The sequence below is a fragment of the Conexibacter woesei DSM 14684 genome, from assembly GCF_000025265.1.
Lineage (GTDB): Bacteria > Actinomycetota > Thermoleophilia > Solirubrobacterales > Solirubrobacteraceae > Conexibacter > Conexibacter woesei.
On record NC_013739.1, the window covers coordinates 4,363,305 to 4,378,889 of the forward strand.

Genomic DNA, 15,585 nt, shown 5'->3' on the forward strand with positions numbered 1-15,585 from the left:
AACTGACGCAGGTCACCGCCGCGCGCGGCCGGCGGTGAAGCGCGGGTCGCGCTCCAGCAGGGCGGCCAGCTCCTCCAAGGCGAGGATGCAGTTTCCGGCCAGCAGCTCGTCCGTCGCCGGGAGGGCGGCGCGCATGCCGCGCGTCAGCGGTTCGAAGGCCGGGTCGGCGGCGTGCGGGTTGAGCCACACGAGCGCGTGCGCGGTGCGGCGCAGGCGGCGCATCTCGGCGGCGAGCAGCTCGGGCTCGCCGCGGTCCCAGCCGTCGGACAGGACGATCACGACCGCGCCGCGGCCGATCCGCCGGCCGTGCTCGCGGTTGAGCTGGCCGATGCAGCGGCCGATCTGCGTGCCGGCGCCCCAGTCGGTGATGCGCGCCGCCGCGCGCGACAGCGCCGCGGCCGGGTCGGGGCCGCGCAGCTCGGAGGTGATCCGCGTCAGCCGCGTGCCGAACGCGAACGCCTCGACCGAGCGGCCCGAGCGCACCCACGCGCCGAGGAACTGCAGCAGCACGCGGGCGTACGGCTCCATCGACCCCGACGCGTCGCAGACGAGCACGATCCGGCGCGGCCGCACGTCGCGCCGCCGCCACGCCGGGGCGCTGGCGACGCCGCCGCGCCGAGCCGCCTCGCGCAGCGTCCGCCGCACGTCGACGCGGTCACCGCGGCCGGCGACGGGACGCATCCGTCGCGAGGACCGCAGCGGCGTCGCCGCCGCCAGCCGCGCGACGATCCGCGCGGCGTCGGCCACCTCGTCGTCGCTGTAGTCGGCGAAGTCCTTGCGGCGCAGCAGCTCCAGCGTGCTCGACGCGGCCGGGACGGGAGTCGGGTCGTGCTCGGCGGCGCCGTCGGCGGAAGGCGCGGGAGCGGGCTGGCCCGTGCTGGGCGCGTCGTCTTGTGGCGGGCCGTCGAGGTCGTCTCCCTCCTCCCCAGCGCCGTTGTCCGGACCCCGTGGGCTGAACGGGGAAAGCGGCCCGCCGGAACCGAACACGGTCGCGAACGCCTCCTCGAAGCGGGCGACGTCGGCGCGGGAGCGGCACAGCACCGTCGCGAGCGCCGCCTTCGCAGTCTCGCGCGAGGCGAGGTCGACGGCGAGCAGGGCGCGGTGGGCGAGCAGCAGCTCGGCCGTCCCCGCGCTGCCGCCGAGCCGCCGCAGCTCGCGCACGAGCGCGGCCAGCCGCGCCGAGGGAACGGAGGGAGCGACGGCCCGCTCCTCACCCATCGTCGAGCAGCCTGCCGCGCAGCACCGCCTCGACATCCTCGCGCACCTTCAGCACGGCGCCGAGCGTCGCCGTCAGCTCGACGTCGTCGCCGAGCGCGAGCAGCGCGCGGACCCACGTGATCGTCTCGCCGACGCCGGGCGCCTTATACAGCTCCTGCCCGCGCAGCAGCGCGACCGCGGCGCAGACACGCTCCGCCAACTGCTCCGGCGCGTGTGGGAGGCGGGCACGGACGATCTCCAGCTCGCGCTCCTCAGAGGGGTAGTCGATCCAGTGGTAGAGGCAGCGGCGCTTGAGCGCGTCGTGCAGCTCGCGCGTGCGGTTGGAGGTCAGCACGACCGTCGGCGGGCTCGCGGCGCGCACGGTCCCCAGCTCCGGGATCGTGACCGCGAAGTCCGACAGCAGCTCCAGCAGGAACGCCTCGAACTCCTCGTCGGCACGGTCGATCTCGTCGATCAGCAGCACGACCGGCCCGGGGTGCTGCAACGCCTCCAGCAGCGGCCGGCGGATCAGGAACCGCTCGCCGTAGAGCTGCGGCGGCCCACCGTTCGCGTCGGCGCCGGGCTCCCCTCCGCCGCTCAGCTCCGCCGCGCGCACGGCCAGCAGCTGGCGCGTGAAGTCCCAGTCGTAGAGCGCCTGGTGGACGTCGATCCCCTCATGGCACTGGAGCCGGATCAGGCGCGCGCCGGACGCCTCCGCGAGCGTCCGCGCGACCTCCGTCTTGCCGACCCCGGCCTCGCCCTCCAGCAGCAGCGGCTGGTCGAGCGTGCACGCGAGGAAGACCGCGACCGCCAGCGCCTCGTCGGCGAGGTAGCCGTGCCGCGCCAGCAGCTCCTGCACGCCCGCCGGTCCGGATGCAGTGCCCGCCGCCACCCGCATCCGCTCCTCAGCCGGCACCGTTCACGCGCTGCTCGATCGGCACATAGTCGAAGTCATATCCGAAGTAGCGCGGCCCGACCAGGTCCAGCGCCGCCTCGCTGCGCCAGCGCGGATCGCACGGCAGCGCGACGACCGCGACGCGGAAGCCGTAGCGCAGCTCCTCGGTCGTGATCGGCTGCCCCGTCTCGCTGTCGAGCACGATGATCAGGTCCGGCACCGACGCCAGCACCTCCCCCTCGCGCTCGGCGACGAGGTGCTCGTTCTGCGTCCGCAGGTGGAAGTTGCTGCCGGCATCGCCGTCGAGGCCGGCGATCCGCACGTGGGCGCGCGCGAAGCCGCGCTCGGTGCGGCGCTCGACGTCGAGCACCTTGCCGCTGAAGAGGTGGTGGCCGTCGCAGCGCTCGAGGATCGCGGCGATCGGGTCGCCGTGCGCCTCGCGCGTCTCGCGGATCAGGCGCCCGAGCGCCTCCGCCGTTGCGAGCGAGCCGGTGATCGTCGTCTCGCGCAGCTGGTGGCCGGCCATCGGGTAGAGCGCGATCATCGACGAGCAGCCCATGTCGACCGTCAGCGAGCGCGACAGCCGCTCGGTCCAGGCGTTCGTGACGCCCTCGACGATCGACGCGTTGCCCTTGTCGTCGGCGACCGCCATCGGCGCGCAGTCGATCCCGAACACGCCCGGCAGGCACATCTGCAGCTCCGGGAACGCGCGGCCCATCAGGTCCGCGTCGACGACCGGCAGCCCCAGCCGCGCCGCGAGGCAGAACGGCACGACCGAGTTGAGGCCGCCGATCTCGAGCGACATCGTGTGCGTCGCGCGGCCGCCGAGGTGGTGCTGCAGGCGCTCGAACGCATGCACGATCTCGTTGCCGTGCGGCAGCTTCTCGACCATCACCGTCGGCGCGCCCATCATCCCCGCGGGGATCACGAGCGCGTCGTCGTCGACCTCGGAGACGTCGACCACCGTGACCGGCCCGTACTCGCGCACGCTCTGCTGCGCGAGCAGCTTGCCGATGTACGGGTCGCCGCCGCCGCCGGTGCCGAGCACGCCCGCTCCGAGGGCGATGTCGTCCAACTGCGCTTCACCGATCTGCCGCAACGGATGCTCCTCTCAACTCCAGGTCGCCGACCGCCTTGACCTTGATCCGCACGGCGTTGCCGGGCACGTAGGCGATCGCAAGCTCTTCGACGTCCACGACCCGCACGCTGCCGGGGCGCGCGCCGGCCGCCAGCGCGCGCGCCGTCGCCTCCTCGCTCGCCTGCTCCAGCGCCTCCTCGCGCGTCAGCCCGGAGCCGATCGAGAACATCTGGTCGACCTCGCCGCCGACCTGCGCGATCGCCGCGCCGACGGCGTTGGCGACCGCGTAGTTGTCGGGCCGCACGAGCCGCGAGACGCCGGACAGCGCGTCGCCGAGCAGGATCGACCCGCCGCCCACGGCGACGACCGGCACGTCGCCGGAGACGACCTTCATGCGGTCGACGGCCTGTCCGATCCGCTCGGCGATCCGCTCCAGCGCGCGCCGCACGCGCGCGGGGTCGAGGTCGCGCACGGCGGCCGCGTCGCCGATCTCGGCGAGCCCCGCCGCGACGGCGAGGTCGGTCGCGGTCAGCGTGTCGCCGCCGAACACCAGCGCCCGGGAGGTCAGCTCGTACCCGACGCTGTGGGGACCGACCTCGATCCCGCCGGGCTCGACGACCGAGCCGCCGCCGATGCCGAGCGGCAGCACGTCGGGCATGCGGAAGTTCGTCCGCACGCCGCCGACCTCGACCGTCGCCTTCGCCTCGCGCGGGAAGCTGTGGACGAGCATCCCGACGTCGGAGGTCGTGCCGCCGACGTCGACCACGGCGCAGTCGGTCTCGCCCGACAGCAGCGCGGCGCCGCGCATCGAGTTGGTCGGGCCGGAGGCGAACGTCGCGACGGGGTAGCGCTCGACGTAGTCGACCGTCATCAGCGTGCCGTCGTTCTGGCTCAGGTAGACGGGCGCCTCGACGCCGGCCTCGACCAGCGCCGCGCCGAACGCCTGCGTGATGTGGGTCGCCAGCTCGGCGAGGCTGGCGTTGATGATCGTCGCGTTCTCGCGCTCCAGCAGCCCGAGCCGCCCGATCTCCGACGAGCAGCTGACCGCCACGTCGCCGGCGACCTCGCGGATCAGCTCGGCCGCCTCGTGCTCCAGCTCCTCGCTGATCGGCGAGAAGACCGACGAGATCGCGACGGTGCGCAGGCCGAGCGCGTGGATCCGCTCGCCGGCACGTCGCAGCTCGTCGGGGTCCAGCGGCGCGATCGGTCTGCCGTCGAACTCGTGGCCGCCGTGGCACATGAAGACGTGCGCGCCGACGGCGTCGGCGAGCCGCTGCGGCCACGCCACCATCGGCGGCAGCGCCGCCGTCGCGGGCAGGCCGAGCCGCACGACGCCGACCTCCAGCAGCCGCCGCGCCTCGACGACGGCGTTGGTGAAGTGGGTCGTGCCGATCATCACCGCCTCGACGCCGGCGGGCGTCGCGCCCGCCTCGTCGAGCACGCCCTGGAGGGCGGCGACGATCCCGGCCGTCACGTCCGCGGTCGTCCCGCGCTTGACGGCGGCGAGCACACGGTCGCCGTCCATCAGCACGGCGTCGGTGTTGGTGCCGCCGACGTCGATCCCGACGCGCATCTAGACCGCCGCGACGGGCTCGCTGAAGCGCGCCCGCAGCCGTGGGAGGACGTCGGCGGAGAACTGCGCGATCGCGCGCCGCTGGTCCTCGCCGGGGAAGTGGAAGACGAGGTTCGTGAAGCCCAGCTCGACGTACGGCGCGATCCGCGCGACGACGTCGTCGGGATCGTCGGAGACGATGAAGCGCGTGTGGGCGCGATCGGCGGCAGCGTCGGCCAGCCGCTCCATCTCGACCGGGTCCTCGACGCCGCTCTTCTCCTCCGCTCTGAGCGCCAGCGCCGCCCACCACTCGCACGCGCGCATCGCGAACGCGCGGTCGTGGTCGTAGGAGACCTTGATCTCGATCATGTTGTCGATCTCCGAGACGTCGCGGCCGGCCTGCTCGGCACCGGCGGCGACCGCCTCCAGCAGTCTCGTGTAGAGGTCGGGGGCCTTGCCGCTCGTGCAGATGAAGCCGTCGGCGATGCGGCCGACGAGCTGCGCGGCCTTCGGACCGCCGGCCGCGACGTAGATCGGGATCGGCTCCGGCGGACGGTCGTAGATCGTCGCGCGCACGGTCCGGTAGTAGTTGCCCTCGAACGTCACGCGCTCTTCGGCCCACAGCCGGCGGATCAGCGCGACCGCCTCGGCGAGCCGCCCGGAGCGCTCGGCGAACTTCGGCCACTCGATCCCGATCGCGGGGTTCTCGTTCATCGCCTCGCCGCTGCCGATCCCGAGGAAGACGCGCCCCGGGTTCAGGCAGGCGGTCGTCGCGAACGCGTGCGCGATCACGGACGGGTGGTAGCGCAGCGTCGGCGTCAGCACGCTCGTGCCGAGCATCGCGGTCGACGTACCCTCGCCGAGCGCCGGCAGCCACGCGATCGAGCACGGCGCGTGGCCGGTCTTGTGGCGCCACGGCTGGAAGTGGTCCGAGACGGCGACCGACGTGAAGCCGGCCTGCTCGGCGGCGACCGAGACGTCGATCAGCTCGCGCGGCGCGAACTGCTCCGCCGAGGCCTTGTAGCCGTAGCGAACCTCGCGCCCGCTCATGCCGACGCCGCCGTCTGGCGCAGCTGCGGCAGCACCTCGCGCGCGGTCAGCTGCGCGACGGCCTCCGTCTGCTCGTGGTCGGTCGGGAACAGCAGCACCGAGTCCGAGCCGGCGTCGAGCAGCGCCTGGATCTTCGCCGCGCACTCGTCCGGATCGCCGGCGATCACGAGGTCCTCGACCCACTGCTCGGGCATCTCACGCGCGATCAGCGCTGCCGCGTCGGCGCCGCCGCGCTGGACCATGTCGGTCAGCTCCTCGCCGACGCCGTAGACGTCGGTCAGCGCGCTCTTGGGGACGGCCGCGAGGTAGAACGCCGCGACCTCGCGCAGCGCCTGCTTCGCGCGTCTGGAGTCGGCGTCGACGCCGTAGAGCGCGAACGTCGCGACGCGGTGGTGCTCGCCCTCGCGGCCGGCGCGCGCCTGGCCCTCGGCGACGCGCTCGCGCAGCCAGCGCAGGTAGGCGGCACCGGCCAGCACGGAGACGACGGTGCCGTCGGCGACCTCGCCGGCGAGCTGGAGCATCTTCGGCCCGAGCACGCCCATGTACAGCGGCGGGACCTCCTCGACGGGATGCGTCAGCTTGACCTCGTCGAACGTGAAGACGCGGCCCTCGGCCGTCACCGTCTCGCCGCGCAGCAGTGCCCGCACGCCGATCAGCGTCTCGCGCAGCGTCGCCAGCGACGACGGCGGCGTCAGGCCCATCTGGCCGATCCAGTGCGGCACGCCGAGGCCGATGCCGGGCCGGATGCGGCCGGGGTGCAGCCGCTCGATCGTCGCCAGCTCCATCGCCAGCAGTGCGGGATGGCGGGCGACCGCCGAGACGACGCCGATCCCGACCGGGATCCGCTCGGTCGCGGCGAGCGCGGCCATCGCCGAGGCGACCCCGCCGCCGAAGAAGTAGTCCTCCGGCAGCCACAGCTCGCCGAAGTCGAGCCGCTCGACGGCAGCGGCGATCTGCGGGATGCGCTCGGGCGGCGCCTGGCTGGAGACGACGAGTCCCAGCGGCGAGCCGGAGAGAGACGGGGTGGTCACGATCGGGTTCCTTCCGGAGTCGGGCTGAGAGAGGCGGACGAGTGGTCGCGGCCGAGCAGCCGCAGCACCTCGAACGGCGTGACGGGCAGCTGCGTGACGGGTCTTCCGATCGCGTCGGAGACGGCGCTCGCGATCACCGCGGCGACCGGGATGATCGACGGCTCGGCCGCGCCCTTGGCGCCGAACGGGCCGTACGGGCAGGGGTTCTCCAGCAGCGCGATGTCGATCGGCGGGGCGTCGAAGACGGTCGGCAGCCGGTAGCTCTCCAGGCTGTCGTCGACGACGGCGCCGTCGCGGACGCGCAGGTCCTCGAACAGCGCGTAGCCGATCCCCTGCAGCACGCCGCCCTCGATCTGGCCCTCGATCTGCTGCGGGTTGATCGCGCGGCCGACGTCCTGCGCGACGACATAGCGCAGCACCGTCACCTTGCCGGTGTCGGGGTCGACCTCGACCTCGGCCTGGTGCACGTGGTAGGTCGCGGCGTTGAAGCCGGTGAAGAGGGCGCCGGTGACGCAGCCGGCGTCGAACTGGACCGGCGGCGAGATGTGCTTGCCGGAGGCCGAGATCGGGCCGCCGGTCCACAGCGCCGTCTGCGCGACGGCGGCGAGCGGCACGCGCGAGTCGGGCGTGCCGAGCACGCCGACGCAGCCGTCGGCCAGCTCGAGGTCCTCGACGGCCGCCTCCAGCATCCCGGCCGCCGTCTCCAGCAGCTGTCTGCGCACGCCGTCGCAGGCGTCGAGCGCGGCGTTGCCGAGCGAGAACATCGTGCGGCTGCCCTGCGCGCCGCCGTCGTAGGTGCCGACGTCGGTGTCCGACGCCGCGAGCAGCACGTCGTCGACCGGGACGCCCAGCTCCTCGGCGACGATCTGCCGCACGCCGGTCGCCATCGCGCCGCTGCCGATCTCGGCGCCGGCGCTGATCACCGTCACCGTGCCGTCCTCGTTGACCTTCACGGTCGCGCCGCCGGGGCTCGGGTTCGTCAGCCACGTCAGCGCGCCGATCCCGATCCCTCGCAGCGGTCTGCGCGCGGCGACGGCGGCGTCCCACGAGGCGATCTCGTCGACGCGCGCGAGCGCCTCGTCGAAGACGGCGTCGTCGAGCACCTGCCCGTTGACGATCGCGTCACCCGGCTGGACGACGTTGCGCCGCCGCAGCTCGCGGCGGTCGATCGCCAGCTCGCGCGCGATCTGGTCGAGGTGCTGCTCGACGGCGAACATCGAGTACGGCGCGCTGACGCCGCGGAACGCGGCCGTCGGCGTCGTGTTCGTGTACGCGACGCGGGTTCTGTAGCGGACGGCGGGGATCCGGTAGGTCCCGCCGAAGACGAGCGCCGGGATCGCGGCGCAGGCGACGACCTCGCCGCTGTAGGCGCCGTTGTCGAGGATCGCCTCGCCCTCCTGCGCCAGCAGCGTGCCGTCCTGCGCGACAGCGGTGCGCAGCCGCACGACCGCGTTGTCGCGCGGGCCGGCGGTCTGCAGCTCCTCGGTGCGGCTGTTGACGAGCCGCACCGGCCGTCCGGTGCGCCGCGCCAGCACGCAGGCGTACGGCTCCAGCAGCGCGTCGATCTTGCCGCCGAAGCCGCCGCCGATCGTCGTCACGACGACGCGGATCCGCGACGCCGGCACCGCCAGCAGCTCGGCCAGCCGGTCGCGCACGAGGTACGGGTACTGCGTCGGCGTGTGGACGACGAAGCGTCCCTGCTCGTAGCGCGCGACCGCGACGTGCGGCTCGATCGACGACTGGTGCTGACGCTGCGTGCGGTACTCGCCCTCGACGATCAGGTGGCCGGCGGCGAACGCGGCGTCGACGTCGCCTCTGTCGAGCGTCGCCAGCCACGCCATGTTGCCCTCGCGCGGGCCGGGCGCGAGCGTGCCGTACGCCTCCCAGCCGGGGTGGATCACGCGCTGGCCCGGTTCGAGCGAGCGCTCGGGGTCGAGGATCGGCTCCAGCTCGTCCAGCTCCAGCTCGATCGCCGCGACGGCGGCGCGCGCCTGCTCGGCCGTGTCGGCGGCGACGGCGGCGAGCGGCTCGCCGATGAAGCGGACCTCCTCGCGGGCGAAGATCGGCTGGTCCTTCAGCACCCAGCCGGAGGTCGTGTCGGGCACGTCGGCAGCGGAGACGATCGCGTGCACGCCCGGCAGCGCCGCGGCGCGCGTGACGTCGAGCGAGCGGATCCGCCCGGCGGCCAGCGGGGAGCGCAGCAGCGCGGCGTGCAGCATCCCGGGCTCGCCGTAGTCGATCCCGTAGACGGCGGTGCCGCGAACCTTGTCCTCGCCGTCGCTGCGGCGGGCGTTGACCCCGATCGCGCGGCTCATGCGCGCTGCCCCGCGGCGACGGAGAGGGCCGCGTCGACGATCTTGCGGTAGCCGGTGCAGCGGCAGATGTTGCCCGCGAGCGCCTGCTGCACGGCCGCCTCGTCGGGGTCGGGATCGCGCTCCAGCAGCGCGGTCAGCGACATCGCGATCCCCGGCGTGCAGGCGCCGCACTGGACGCCGCCGTGCTCCAGCAGCGCGTCCTGGAGCGGCGACAGCGGCTGCTCGGGACCGGTGAGGCCTTCGACGGTCCGCACGGCGCGGCCCTCGGCGAGCGCCAGCGGCAGCAGGCAGGCGACGACCGGCTCGTCGTCGAGCAGGATCGTGCAGGCGCCGCAGCGGCCCTCGCCGCAGCCGAGCTTGGCGCCGGTCAGGTGCAGCTCGTCGCGCAGGACCGCGAGCAGCGGCGTCATCGGCGCGGCGTCGACCGCCCGCTCGCGGCCGTTGATCGACAGGACGACGCTCATGCCGCACCTCCCGCCGCGATCCGCGCCGCGGCCCGCTCGACCAGCACCGGCAGCACCGTGCGCCGGTACCACGCCGGCGCGGCGTCGTCGTCGCGCGCGGCGCAGGCGCTGCCGACCGCCTCGCCAACCGCGCGCGCCGGCCCGGCGCCGGCGCGCTCGCCGACGAGCGCCTGCGCCTCCGCGTCGAAGCGGCGGGCGGTCGCCTCGACGGCGCCGAGCGCGAGCCGCGCGGCGACCACGACGCCGTCGTCGTCGAGGTCGAGCGACAGCGCGACCGCGGCGACCGCGTACTCGCCGCCGGCGCGGATCGTCAGCCGCTCGTACGCCGAGCGGCGGCCGGCGGCGCGCGGGACGACGACGGCGGCGATCAGCGGCGTCCCGGACGCGGTCCGGCGCGGCAGGTAGTCGGCCAGCGGCTCGACGCTGCGCCCGTCGCCGGAGGCCAGCTCGACGCGCGCGTCGGCGGCCAGCAGCGCCGGCACCAGGTCGGCCTCGGCGAAGTCGGCGGCGGCGATGTTGCCGCCGACCGTCGCGACGCTCCGCACGGCAGGGAAGGCGGACGCCGCCGCGGCCTCGCGCACGACGTCGAGCGAGCCGTCGGGAGCGAGCGCGGCGAGCCGCTGGTGGGTGACGCCGGCGCCGACGCGGGCGCCGTCCTCGGCGACGTCGAGCACACTCAGCTCGTCGATCGCGCGCACGTCGACGTAGGTCGCGCAGGGCTGCTCGCGCCGGCTCGGCGCGCGCATGATCCACGTCCCGCCGGCCAGCGGCGCGGCGCGCTCGCCCAGCCGTTCGAGCGTGGCGACGGCCTCCTGCACCGACGTCGCGGCGACGACGTTCGCGTCGTCCCATGCTGTCGAACCGATCACCTGCGACTCCTCTCGACGATGCTCATGCGGTCCCCAGCGGACCGACCGCGCGCACACGCACGCGCACGGCCGGATCGGGCAGGTACGCGAGCGGGATCTCCTCGAACTCGACGACCTCGGTGCGGTTCGGGTCCGCGCCGGCGCGGACCGCCTGCGCGTGCGCCGCCTCGCGCGCCTTCTCCAGCGCGCTGCTGCGCCCGGCCGCGCCGAAGCGCACGATCCGGTCGACCTGGCCGCTGACCTGCGCGATCGCCGCGCCGAACGCGTTGGCGACCTCGTAGTGTTCGGGTCGCTGCACCGAGCCGACGCCGGGAAGGTCGTCCGGGACGAGGAAGCTGGCGCCGCCGACGACGATCAGCGGCGGCTCGCCACGCACCATCTTCGCGCGGTCGACCGCGTCGGCCAGCAGCAGGTCAGAGCGCTCGATCGCGCGCCGCAGCAGCTCGGGCCGGTCGCGCAGGCGCCGCTCGTCGCCGATGTCGGCGCGCCCGGCGCCGACGGCTGCGTCGGTCAGCGTCGCGGTCGCGCCGCCGAAGACGAGCGCCGAGCGCTCCAGCGCGTAGCCGACCGAGTCGGGGCCGACGCGCACCTCGCGCTCGCCGTCGGTCAGGACCGTGCCGCCGCCGACGGCGAGCGCGACGACCGCCGGCATGCGGAAGTTCGTGCGCACGCCGCCGACGCCGATCACGTCGTTGGACTCGCACGGGAAGCCGCCGACGAGCGCGCCGATCTCGGTCGAGGTGCCGCCGACGTCGGCGACGAGCGCGTCGGTCGCGCCGGCGAGGTGGGCGGCGCCGCGCATCGAGTTGGCCGGCCCGCAGCCGATCGTCAGGACCGGGTGGCGCAGAGCGTGCTCGAGTGACATCAGCGTGCCGTCGTTCTGCGCCAGGAAGCGCGCCGGGTCGAGGTCGTGCGCGGCGAGCGCGTCGGTCAGCGCCTCGGCGATCTGCTCCGCCAGCCCGACCAGCGCCGCGTTCAGGACGGTCGCGTTCTCGCGCTCGATCAGGCCGATCGCGCCGATGTCGCGACTGAGCGAGACGTGCACGTCGCCGAGCACGTCGCGCGCGATCTCGGCCGCGGCCAACTCGTGACGGGCGGAGACGGCGGCGAAGACGCTCGTGATCGCGACGCCGTCGACCGCGCCCGCGACCGAGGCGAAGAAGCGTGCCGTCGCGTCCGCGTCGAAGGCGGCGATCTCGCTGCCGTCCAGCTCGACCCCGCCGTCGACGACGGCCGAGCCGGCGACGACGGCGTTGCGCAGGTCGCTCGGCCACGTCGACAGCGGCGGGACCGAGCGCGTCGCGGGGCCGCCGATCCGCAGGACCGCGACGCGCCGCAGGTCGCGCCGCTGGAGCATCGCGTTCGTCACGTGCGTCGTGCCGAGCATCACGTGCGAGATGCGGCTGCGCTCGTCGCCGAGCGCGTCGGAGGCGGCGGCGATCGCGGCCGCGACGCCGCCCATCACGTCGCGGCTGGTCGCAACCTTCGCCTTCGCAACGAGCCGGTCGTCGCGGTCGACGACGACGGCGTCGGTGTGCGTGCCGCCGACGTCGATCCCGAGCCGCAGGTCAATCGCCGGCATCGGTCGCCCCGATCTCGCTGTGCTCGAAGTCGTAGCCGAACGCGCCCGGACCGGCGACGGCGAGCCCTTCGGGCGTCCGCCAGATCGGGTCGACCGGGAACGCGATCACGCTCACGCGCTGGCCGTAGCGCAGCCGCTCGGTCACGAGCACGCCGCCGCTGGCCGCGTCGAGCACGGTGATGATGTCCGGCACGCACGCGCGCACCTGCCCGTCCTCCAGCGCGGCGAGGTTCTCGTTCTGGATCTCCAGCCGCAGCAGCCGCGTCGCGTCGTGCTGGTCCTCGATCAGCACGGTCCCGCGCACGAAGCCGCCGGCCGTCGCGCGCTCGACCTCGACGACCTTGCCGCGCATCAGCTCCTGCGCTCTCAGCTCGGTCACGATCGCCTGGACCGGGTCGACGTCGCCGCGCATGATCACCGAGCCGATCTTCAGCGCCTTGGAGACGGAGCCGCGGACGGTCGCTCTGCGCGCGGTCTTGACGTCCATCAGGTAGAGCGCGGCGACGCCTGCGCCGCCGAACGCGGCGACGGTCGAGCGCAGCAGCCGCTCGGTCCACTGCACGCTGCCGGTGCGCAGCACGAGCGTGTTGAGCCGCTCGTCGGACAGCAGGCAGGGGCTCGAGGAGACGCCGGCGAGGTTCATCGTCATCTGCGGCATCAGCGGGAACGCGCGGCCCATGCCGTCGGCGTCGACGTACGGCAGTCCGAGCCGCGCCGCCCACGTCAGCGGGATCACGCCGTTGGAGCCGCCGATCTCGAACGGCATGATCGCGGCGACCGGCCGGCCGAGCAGCGTCTGGACCTCCTCGGCGAGGCGGACGCCCTCCTCCCCGCTCTCCAGCTTCTCGATCGCGACCGTCGGCGCGCCGACGAGGCCGCACGGCATCACGAGGTCGTCGTCGGGCAGGTCGTCGAGGTCGACGAGCGGGACCGGTCCGTGGCGCAGTATCGCCTCGCGCGCCATCAGCACGCCGATCAGCGAGTCGCCGCCGCCGCCCGCGCCCATCACCGCGCAGCCGCGGGCGAGCACCGGCAGGTGGTCGACGTCGATCACCCGCGCCGAGCGCGAGTCGAGCGAGCCAGAGTCCGTGACGATCCGAGAAGCGTTCCGCATGAGGTCGATGAGTGCATCTTCGGGATCGCGTGCGGGCGCGTCTTCGGCGTTCTGCACCAAGAGAACGGCTTCCTTGTGCCCAGCAGCCAATCCGCGCATACTGCGCCGCATGCGCACACTCGACGCGTTCCTGGAGGCGCCGGCGGTCCGCGGACTGTTCAACCGGCTGGCCGGCCCAGCGACACCCGCCGAGGTCCGATCGGTCGCCCTCGCGGAAGACGTCGGCACCCTCGAACAGGCGCCCCGCGGGGCGCTCGTGATCCTCTCCCACGTCGCCTCCGCCGAGGCGGTCGGCTACCGGCTCGACGTCGCCGTGCGGTCCGCCGGCGCCCACCACGCCGCCGCGGTCGTGCTGACCGACGGCCGCGAGGAGCTGCCGGCGACGGCCGTCAACATCGCCGAGCGGACGGGCGTCACGATCCTCAGCGCGGCGCCCGACGCCGACATCGCGCGGCTGCTGATCGCGGCCGAGCGCGAGCTGGGCGGCGGACCGGAGGCGGCGATCGCGACGATCGAGCGGACGATCGCGGCGCTGGAGCACGGCGAGGCGACCGACTGCACGCCCGAGGAGCTGCTCGCGGCCGCGAGCGAGGCGAGCGGCGTGCCGCTGGAGCTGCGACCGCCGGAGGAGGGCGACGTCGAAGCGGCGCTGCGGGTCGACAACGAGCCCGACGGCTCGGTCTGCGCGCCAGCCGGAGCCGGCCAGGACGCGGTCGCGCGGCGCGCCGTCGCCCACCTCGCAGCCTCCGCGATCGGGCGCGCGCGCAACGCCCAGCGACAGGCCGACGACGCGCCGATCCGCTCGCGCGGCGAGCTGCTGGCGGAGTTCCTGCTCGCGCCCAGCGGCGCGGGCGACCGCCTGCTGACGCGGATGCGCGCGGCCGACCTCGCGATCGACGGCTGGCACGCCGCCGTCCAGGTCGAGGTCGACAACCTCGCCGAGCTGACCGACGGCGACGAGCTGCGCTCCTCGCGGCTGTCCGAGCGCGTCGGCCGGCTCGGGCTCGACGCCGCGCACACCGCGGGCGGCGTCTGGCACCGCGCGCAGCTGGCCTCGTCGCTGCTGCTGGTGCGGATGAGCCGCAGCGACCCGGGCGGGCGCGGCGGCCGCGACATGGCGGTCGCCTCGCAGCAGATCGTCCAGCGGATCACGAGCCGGATGCCCGAGGTGCGCGTCTTCTGCGGCGTCGGGACGGTCCACATCGGCCACACCGGCCTGCGCACGACGACGGCCGAGGCGCGCGCCGCCGTCGCGGCCGGGCGCGCCGCCGATCGCGTCAACGTCGCGACCAGCTTCGACGAGGTCGGGATCCAGCGGACGCTGCTGGAGTGGTACGCGTCGGACTCCGCGCGCGAGGCGGTCGACGCGCTGCTGAAGCCGCTCGACCGGCTCGGCGAGCGCAAGCGCGACGCGGCGATAGAGACGCTGCGGATCTACCTCGACAACCAGGGCTCGCTGATCCGCACCGCCGAGGCGATGCACCTGCACCGCAACGCCGTCGCGTACCGCATCAAGCGCATATTCGACGAGCTCGACGTCGACGCCGGCGACCCCGACACGCGGCTGATGCTCCAGCTCGCGTGCCGTTCGCGGTCGCTGGGCTGAGCGGAGCAGTCTCGCGTGTGACGCCGGCTTCGCTTGTCTTACCTATCGAGATTCGATAGATTACCATCGTGACTCGATAGGAGGGACGATGGGAAGACTGACCGTGCAGGCCCTGCGCACCGTGCTTGCGGTGGTGCTCACCGGAACTGTGCTCATCCAGGTGCTGATGGTGTGGGCGTTGATCAGCGGGAACGACCCGGAGGACGGCTCGCTCCCGCTGACGTCGCTGCGACTCATCACGATCGTGGGCATGGTGACGGTCCAGGTCGCCCTCGTCTGCGTGTGGCGGCTGGTGACGATGGTGCGCCGCGGAACCGTGTTCTCCGACGCCGCCTTCCGCTACGTGGACATCGTGATCGGCGCGATCGTGGCGGCCGCCCTCGTGTGGTTCACCGTCACCGCCATCAACGCGCCCGACCAGGGCGACGACCCCGGCGTCACCCTCATCATGGGCGGCATCGGCGTCGCCGTCCTCGGCGTCGCACTCATCGTGCTCGTGCTGCGAATGCTGCTCGCCCAGGCCGTCGCCCGCGACGCCGAAGCGACGCAGCTGAAGGCTGAGCTGAACGAGGTCATCTGATGCCGATCGCCGTCGACATCGACGTGATGCTGGCCCGCCGCAAGATGTCCGTCGGCGAGCTTGCGGACCGCGTGGGGATAACGCCCGCGAACCTGGCGGTCCTCAAGAACGGCCGCGCCAAGGCGGTGCGCTTCGCAACCCTCGCCGCGCTCTGCGAGGCCCTCGAGTGCCAGCCGGGCGACCTGCTGCGCTGGGAAGCCGAGGATGCCGCGGACGAGATGCGTCTCACGGAGCAGGCGTGACAACGCCCGC

The 15,585-nt window shown here is 74.1% G+C and carries 14 protein-coding genes; 3 read left to right on the top strand and 11 right to left on the bottom strand.

Features of this window, described 5'->3' with window-relative positions; translation table 11 throughout:
* Positions 1-12: 12 nt before the first annotated feature.
* From CWOE_RS20605 to CWOE_RS20655, 11 genes are read right to left on the bottom strand one after another with little or no spacing between them, the layout of a single operon-like run.
* Complete coding sequence (locus CWOE_RS20605) at positions 13-1,218, bottom strand: vWA domain-containing protein (protein ID WP_012935573.1); 1,206 nt, start codon at positions 1,216-1,218, stop codon at positions 13-15.
* Complete coding sequence (locus tag CWOE_RS20610) at positions 1,211-2,095, bottom strand: AAA family ATPase (RefSeq protein WP_012935574.1); 885 nt, start codon at positions 2,093-2,095, stop codon at positions 1,211-1,213. Before CWOE_RS20610 ends, CWOE_RS20605 begins: the two co-directional genes overlap by 8 nt.
* A 7-nt stretch (positions 2,096-2,102) precedes the next feature.
* Complete coding sequence (locus CWOE_RS20615; protein ID WP_012935575.1) at positions 2,103-3,191, bottom strand: DUF917 domain-containing protein; 1,089 nt, start codon at positions 3,189-3,191, stop codon at positions 2,103-2,105.
* On the bottom strand, positions 3,175-4,743 hold the full coding sequence (locus tag CWOE_RS20620) for a hydantoinase/oxoprolinase N-terminal domain-containing protein (RefSeq protein ID WP_012935576.1): 1,569 nt from the start codon (positions 4,741-4,743) through the stop codon (positions 3,175-3,177). Before CWOE_RS20620 ends, CWOE_RS20615 begins: the two co-directional genes overlap by 17 nt.
* Positions 4,744-5,772, bottom strand: a complete 1,029-nt coding sequence (gene fgd, locus CWOE_RS20625) for a glucose-6-phosphate dehydrogenase (coenzyme-F420) (protein ID WP_012935577.1) — start codon at positions 5,770-5,772, stop codon at positions 4,744-4,746.
* Positions 5,769-6,803, bottom strand: coding sequence for an LLM class flavin-dependent oxidoreductase (locus CWOE_RS33575; RefSeq protein ID WP_012935578.1), 1,035 nt, complete (start codon positions 6,801-6,803; stop codon positions 5,769-5,771). The genes fgd and CWOE_RS33575 overlap by 4 nt, the downstream gene beginning before the upstream one ends.
* On the bottom strand, positions 6,800-9,118 hold the full coding sequence (locus CWOE_RS20635; protein WP_012935579.1) for a xanthine dehydrogenase family protein molybdopterin-binding subunit: 2,319 nt from the start codon (positions 9,116-9,118) through the stop codon (positions 6,800-6,802). Before CWOE_RS20635 ends, CWOE_RS33575 begins: the two co-directional genes overlap by 4 nt.
* On the bottom strand, positions 9,115-9,582 hold the full coding sequence (locus CWOE_RS20640; protein WP_012935580.1) for a (2Fe-2S)-binding protein: 468 nt from the start codon (positions 9,580-9,582) through the stop codon (positions 9,115-9,117). Before CWOE_RS20640 ends, CWOE_RS20635 begins: the two co-directional genes overlap by 4 nt.
* Positions 9,579-10,451 (bottom strand): FAD binding domain-containing protein, encoded by an 873-nt coding sequence (locus CWOE_RS20645; RefSeq protein ID WP_012935581.1) that lies wholly within the window; start codon positions 10,449-10,451, stop codon positions 9,579-9,581. The genes CWOE_RS20640 and CWOE_RS20645 overlap by 4 nt, the downstream gene beginning before the upstream one ends.
* A gap of 22 nt (positions 10,452-10,473) precedes the next feature.
* Positions 10,474-12,033: a hydantoinase/oxoprolinase N-terminal domain-containing protein gene (locus CWOE_RS20650; RefSeq protein ID WP_012935582.1), complete on the bottom strand. Its 1,560-nt coding sequence runs from the start codon at positions 12,031-12,033 to the stop codon at positions 10,474-10,476.
* Positions 12,020-13,147, bottom strand: coding sequence for a DUF917 domain-containing protein (locus CWOE_RS20655; RefSeq protein WP_012935583.1), 1,128 nt, complete (start codon positions 13,145-13,147; stop codon positions 12,020-12,022). The genes CWOE_RS20650 and CWOE_RS20655 overlap by 14 nt, the downstream gene beginning before the upstream one ends.
* Positions 13,148-13,256: 109 nt before the next feature.
* On the opposite strand from CWOE_RS20655, the gene CWOE_RS20660 reads away from it, so the two are divergent.
* The 3 genes from CWOE_RS20660 (at position 13,257) to CWOE_RS20670 (ending at position 15,575) form a co-directional block, all read left to right on the top strand.
* Positions 13,257-14,753, top strand: coding sequence for a PucR family transcriptional regulator (locus CWOE_RS20660; protein WP_012935584.1), 1,497 nt, complete (start codon positions 13,257-13,259; stop codon positions 14,751-14,753).
* Between the two features lie 88 nt (positions 14,754-14,841).
* On the top strand, positions 14,842-15,333 hold the full coding sequence (locus CWOE_RS20665; RefSeq protein ID WP_012935585.1) for a DUF2975 domain-containing protein: 492 nt from the start codon (positions 14,842-14,844) through the stop codon (positions 15,331-15,333).
* On the top strand, positions 15,333-15,575 hold the full coding sequence (locus tag CWOE_RS20670) for a helix-turn-helix domain-containing protein (protein ID WP_012935586.1): 243 nt from the start codon (positions 15,333-15,335) through the stop codon (positions 15,573-15,575). The genes CWOE_RS20665 and CWOE_RS20670 overlap by 1 nt, the downstream gene beginning before the upstream one ends.
* Positions 15,576-15,585 lie beyond the last annotated feature (10 nt).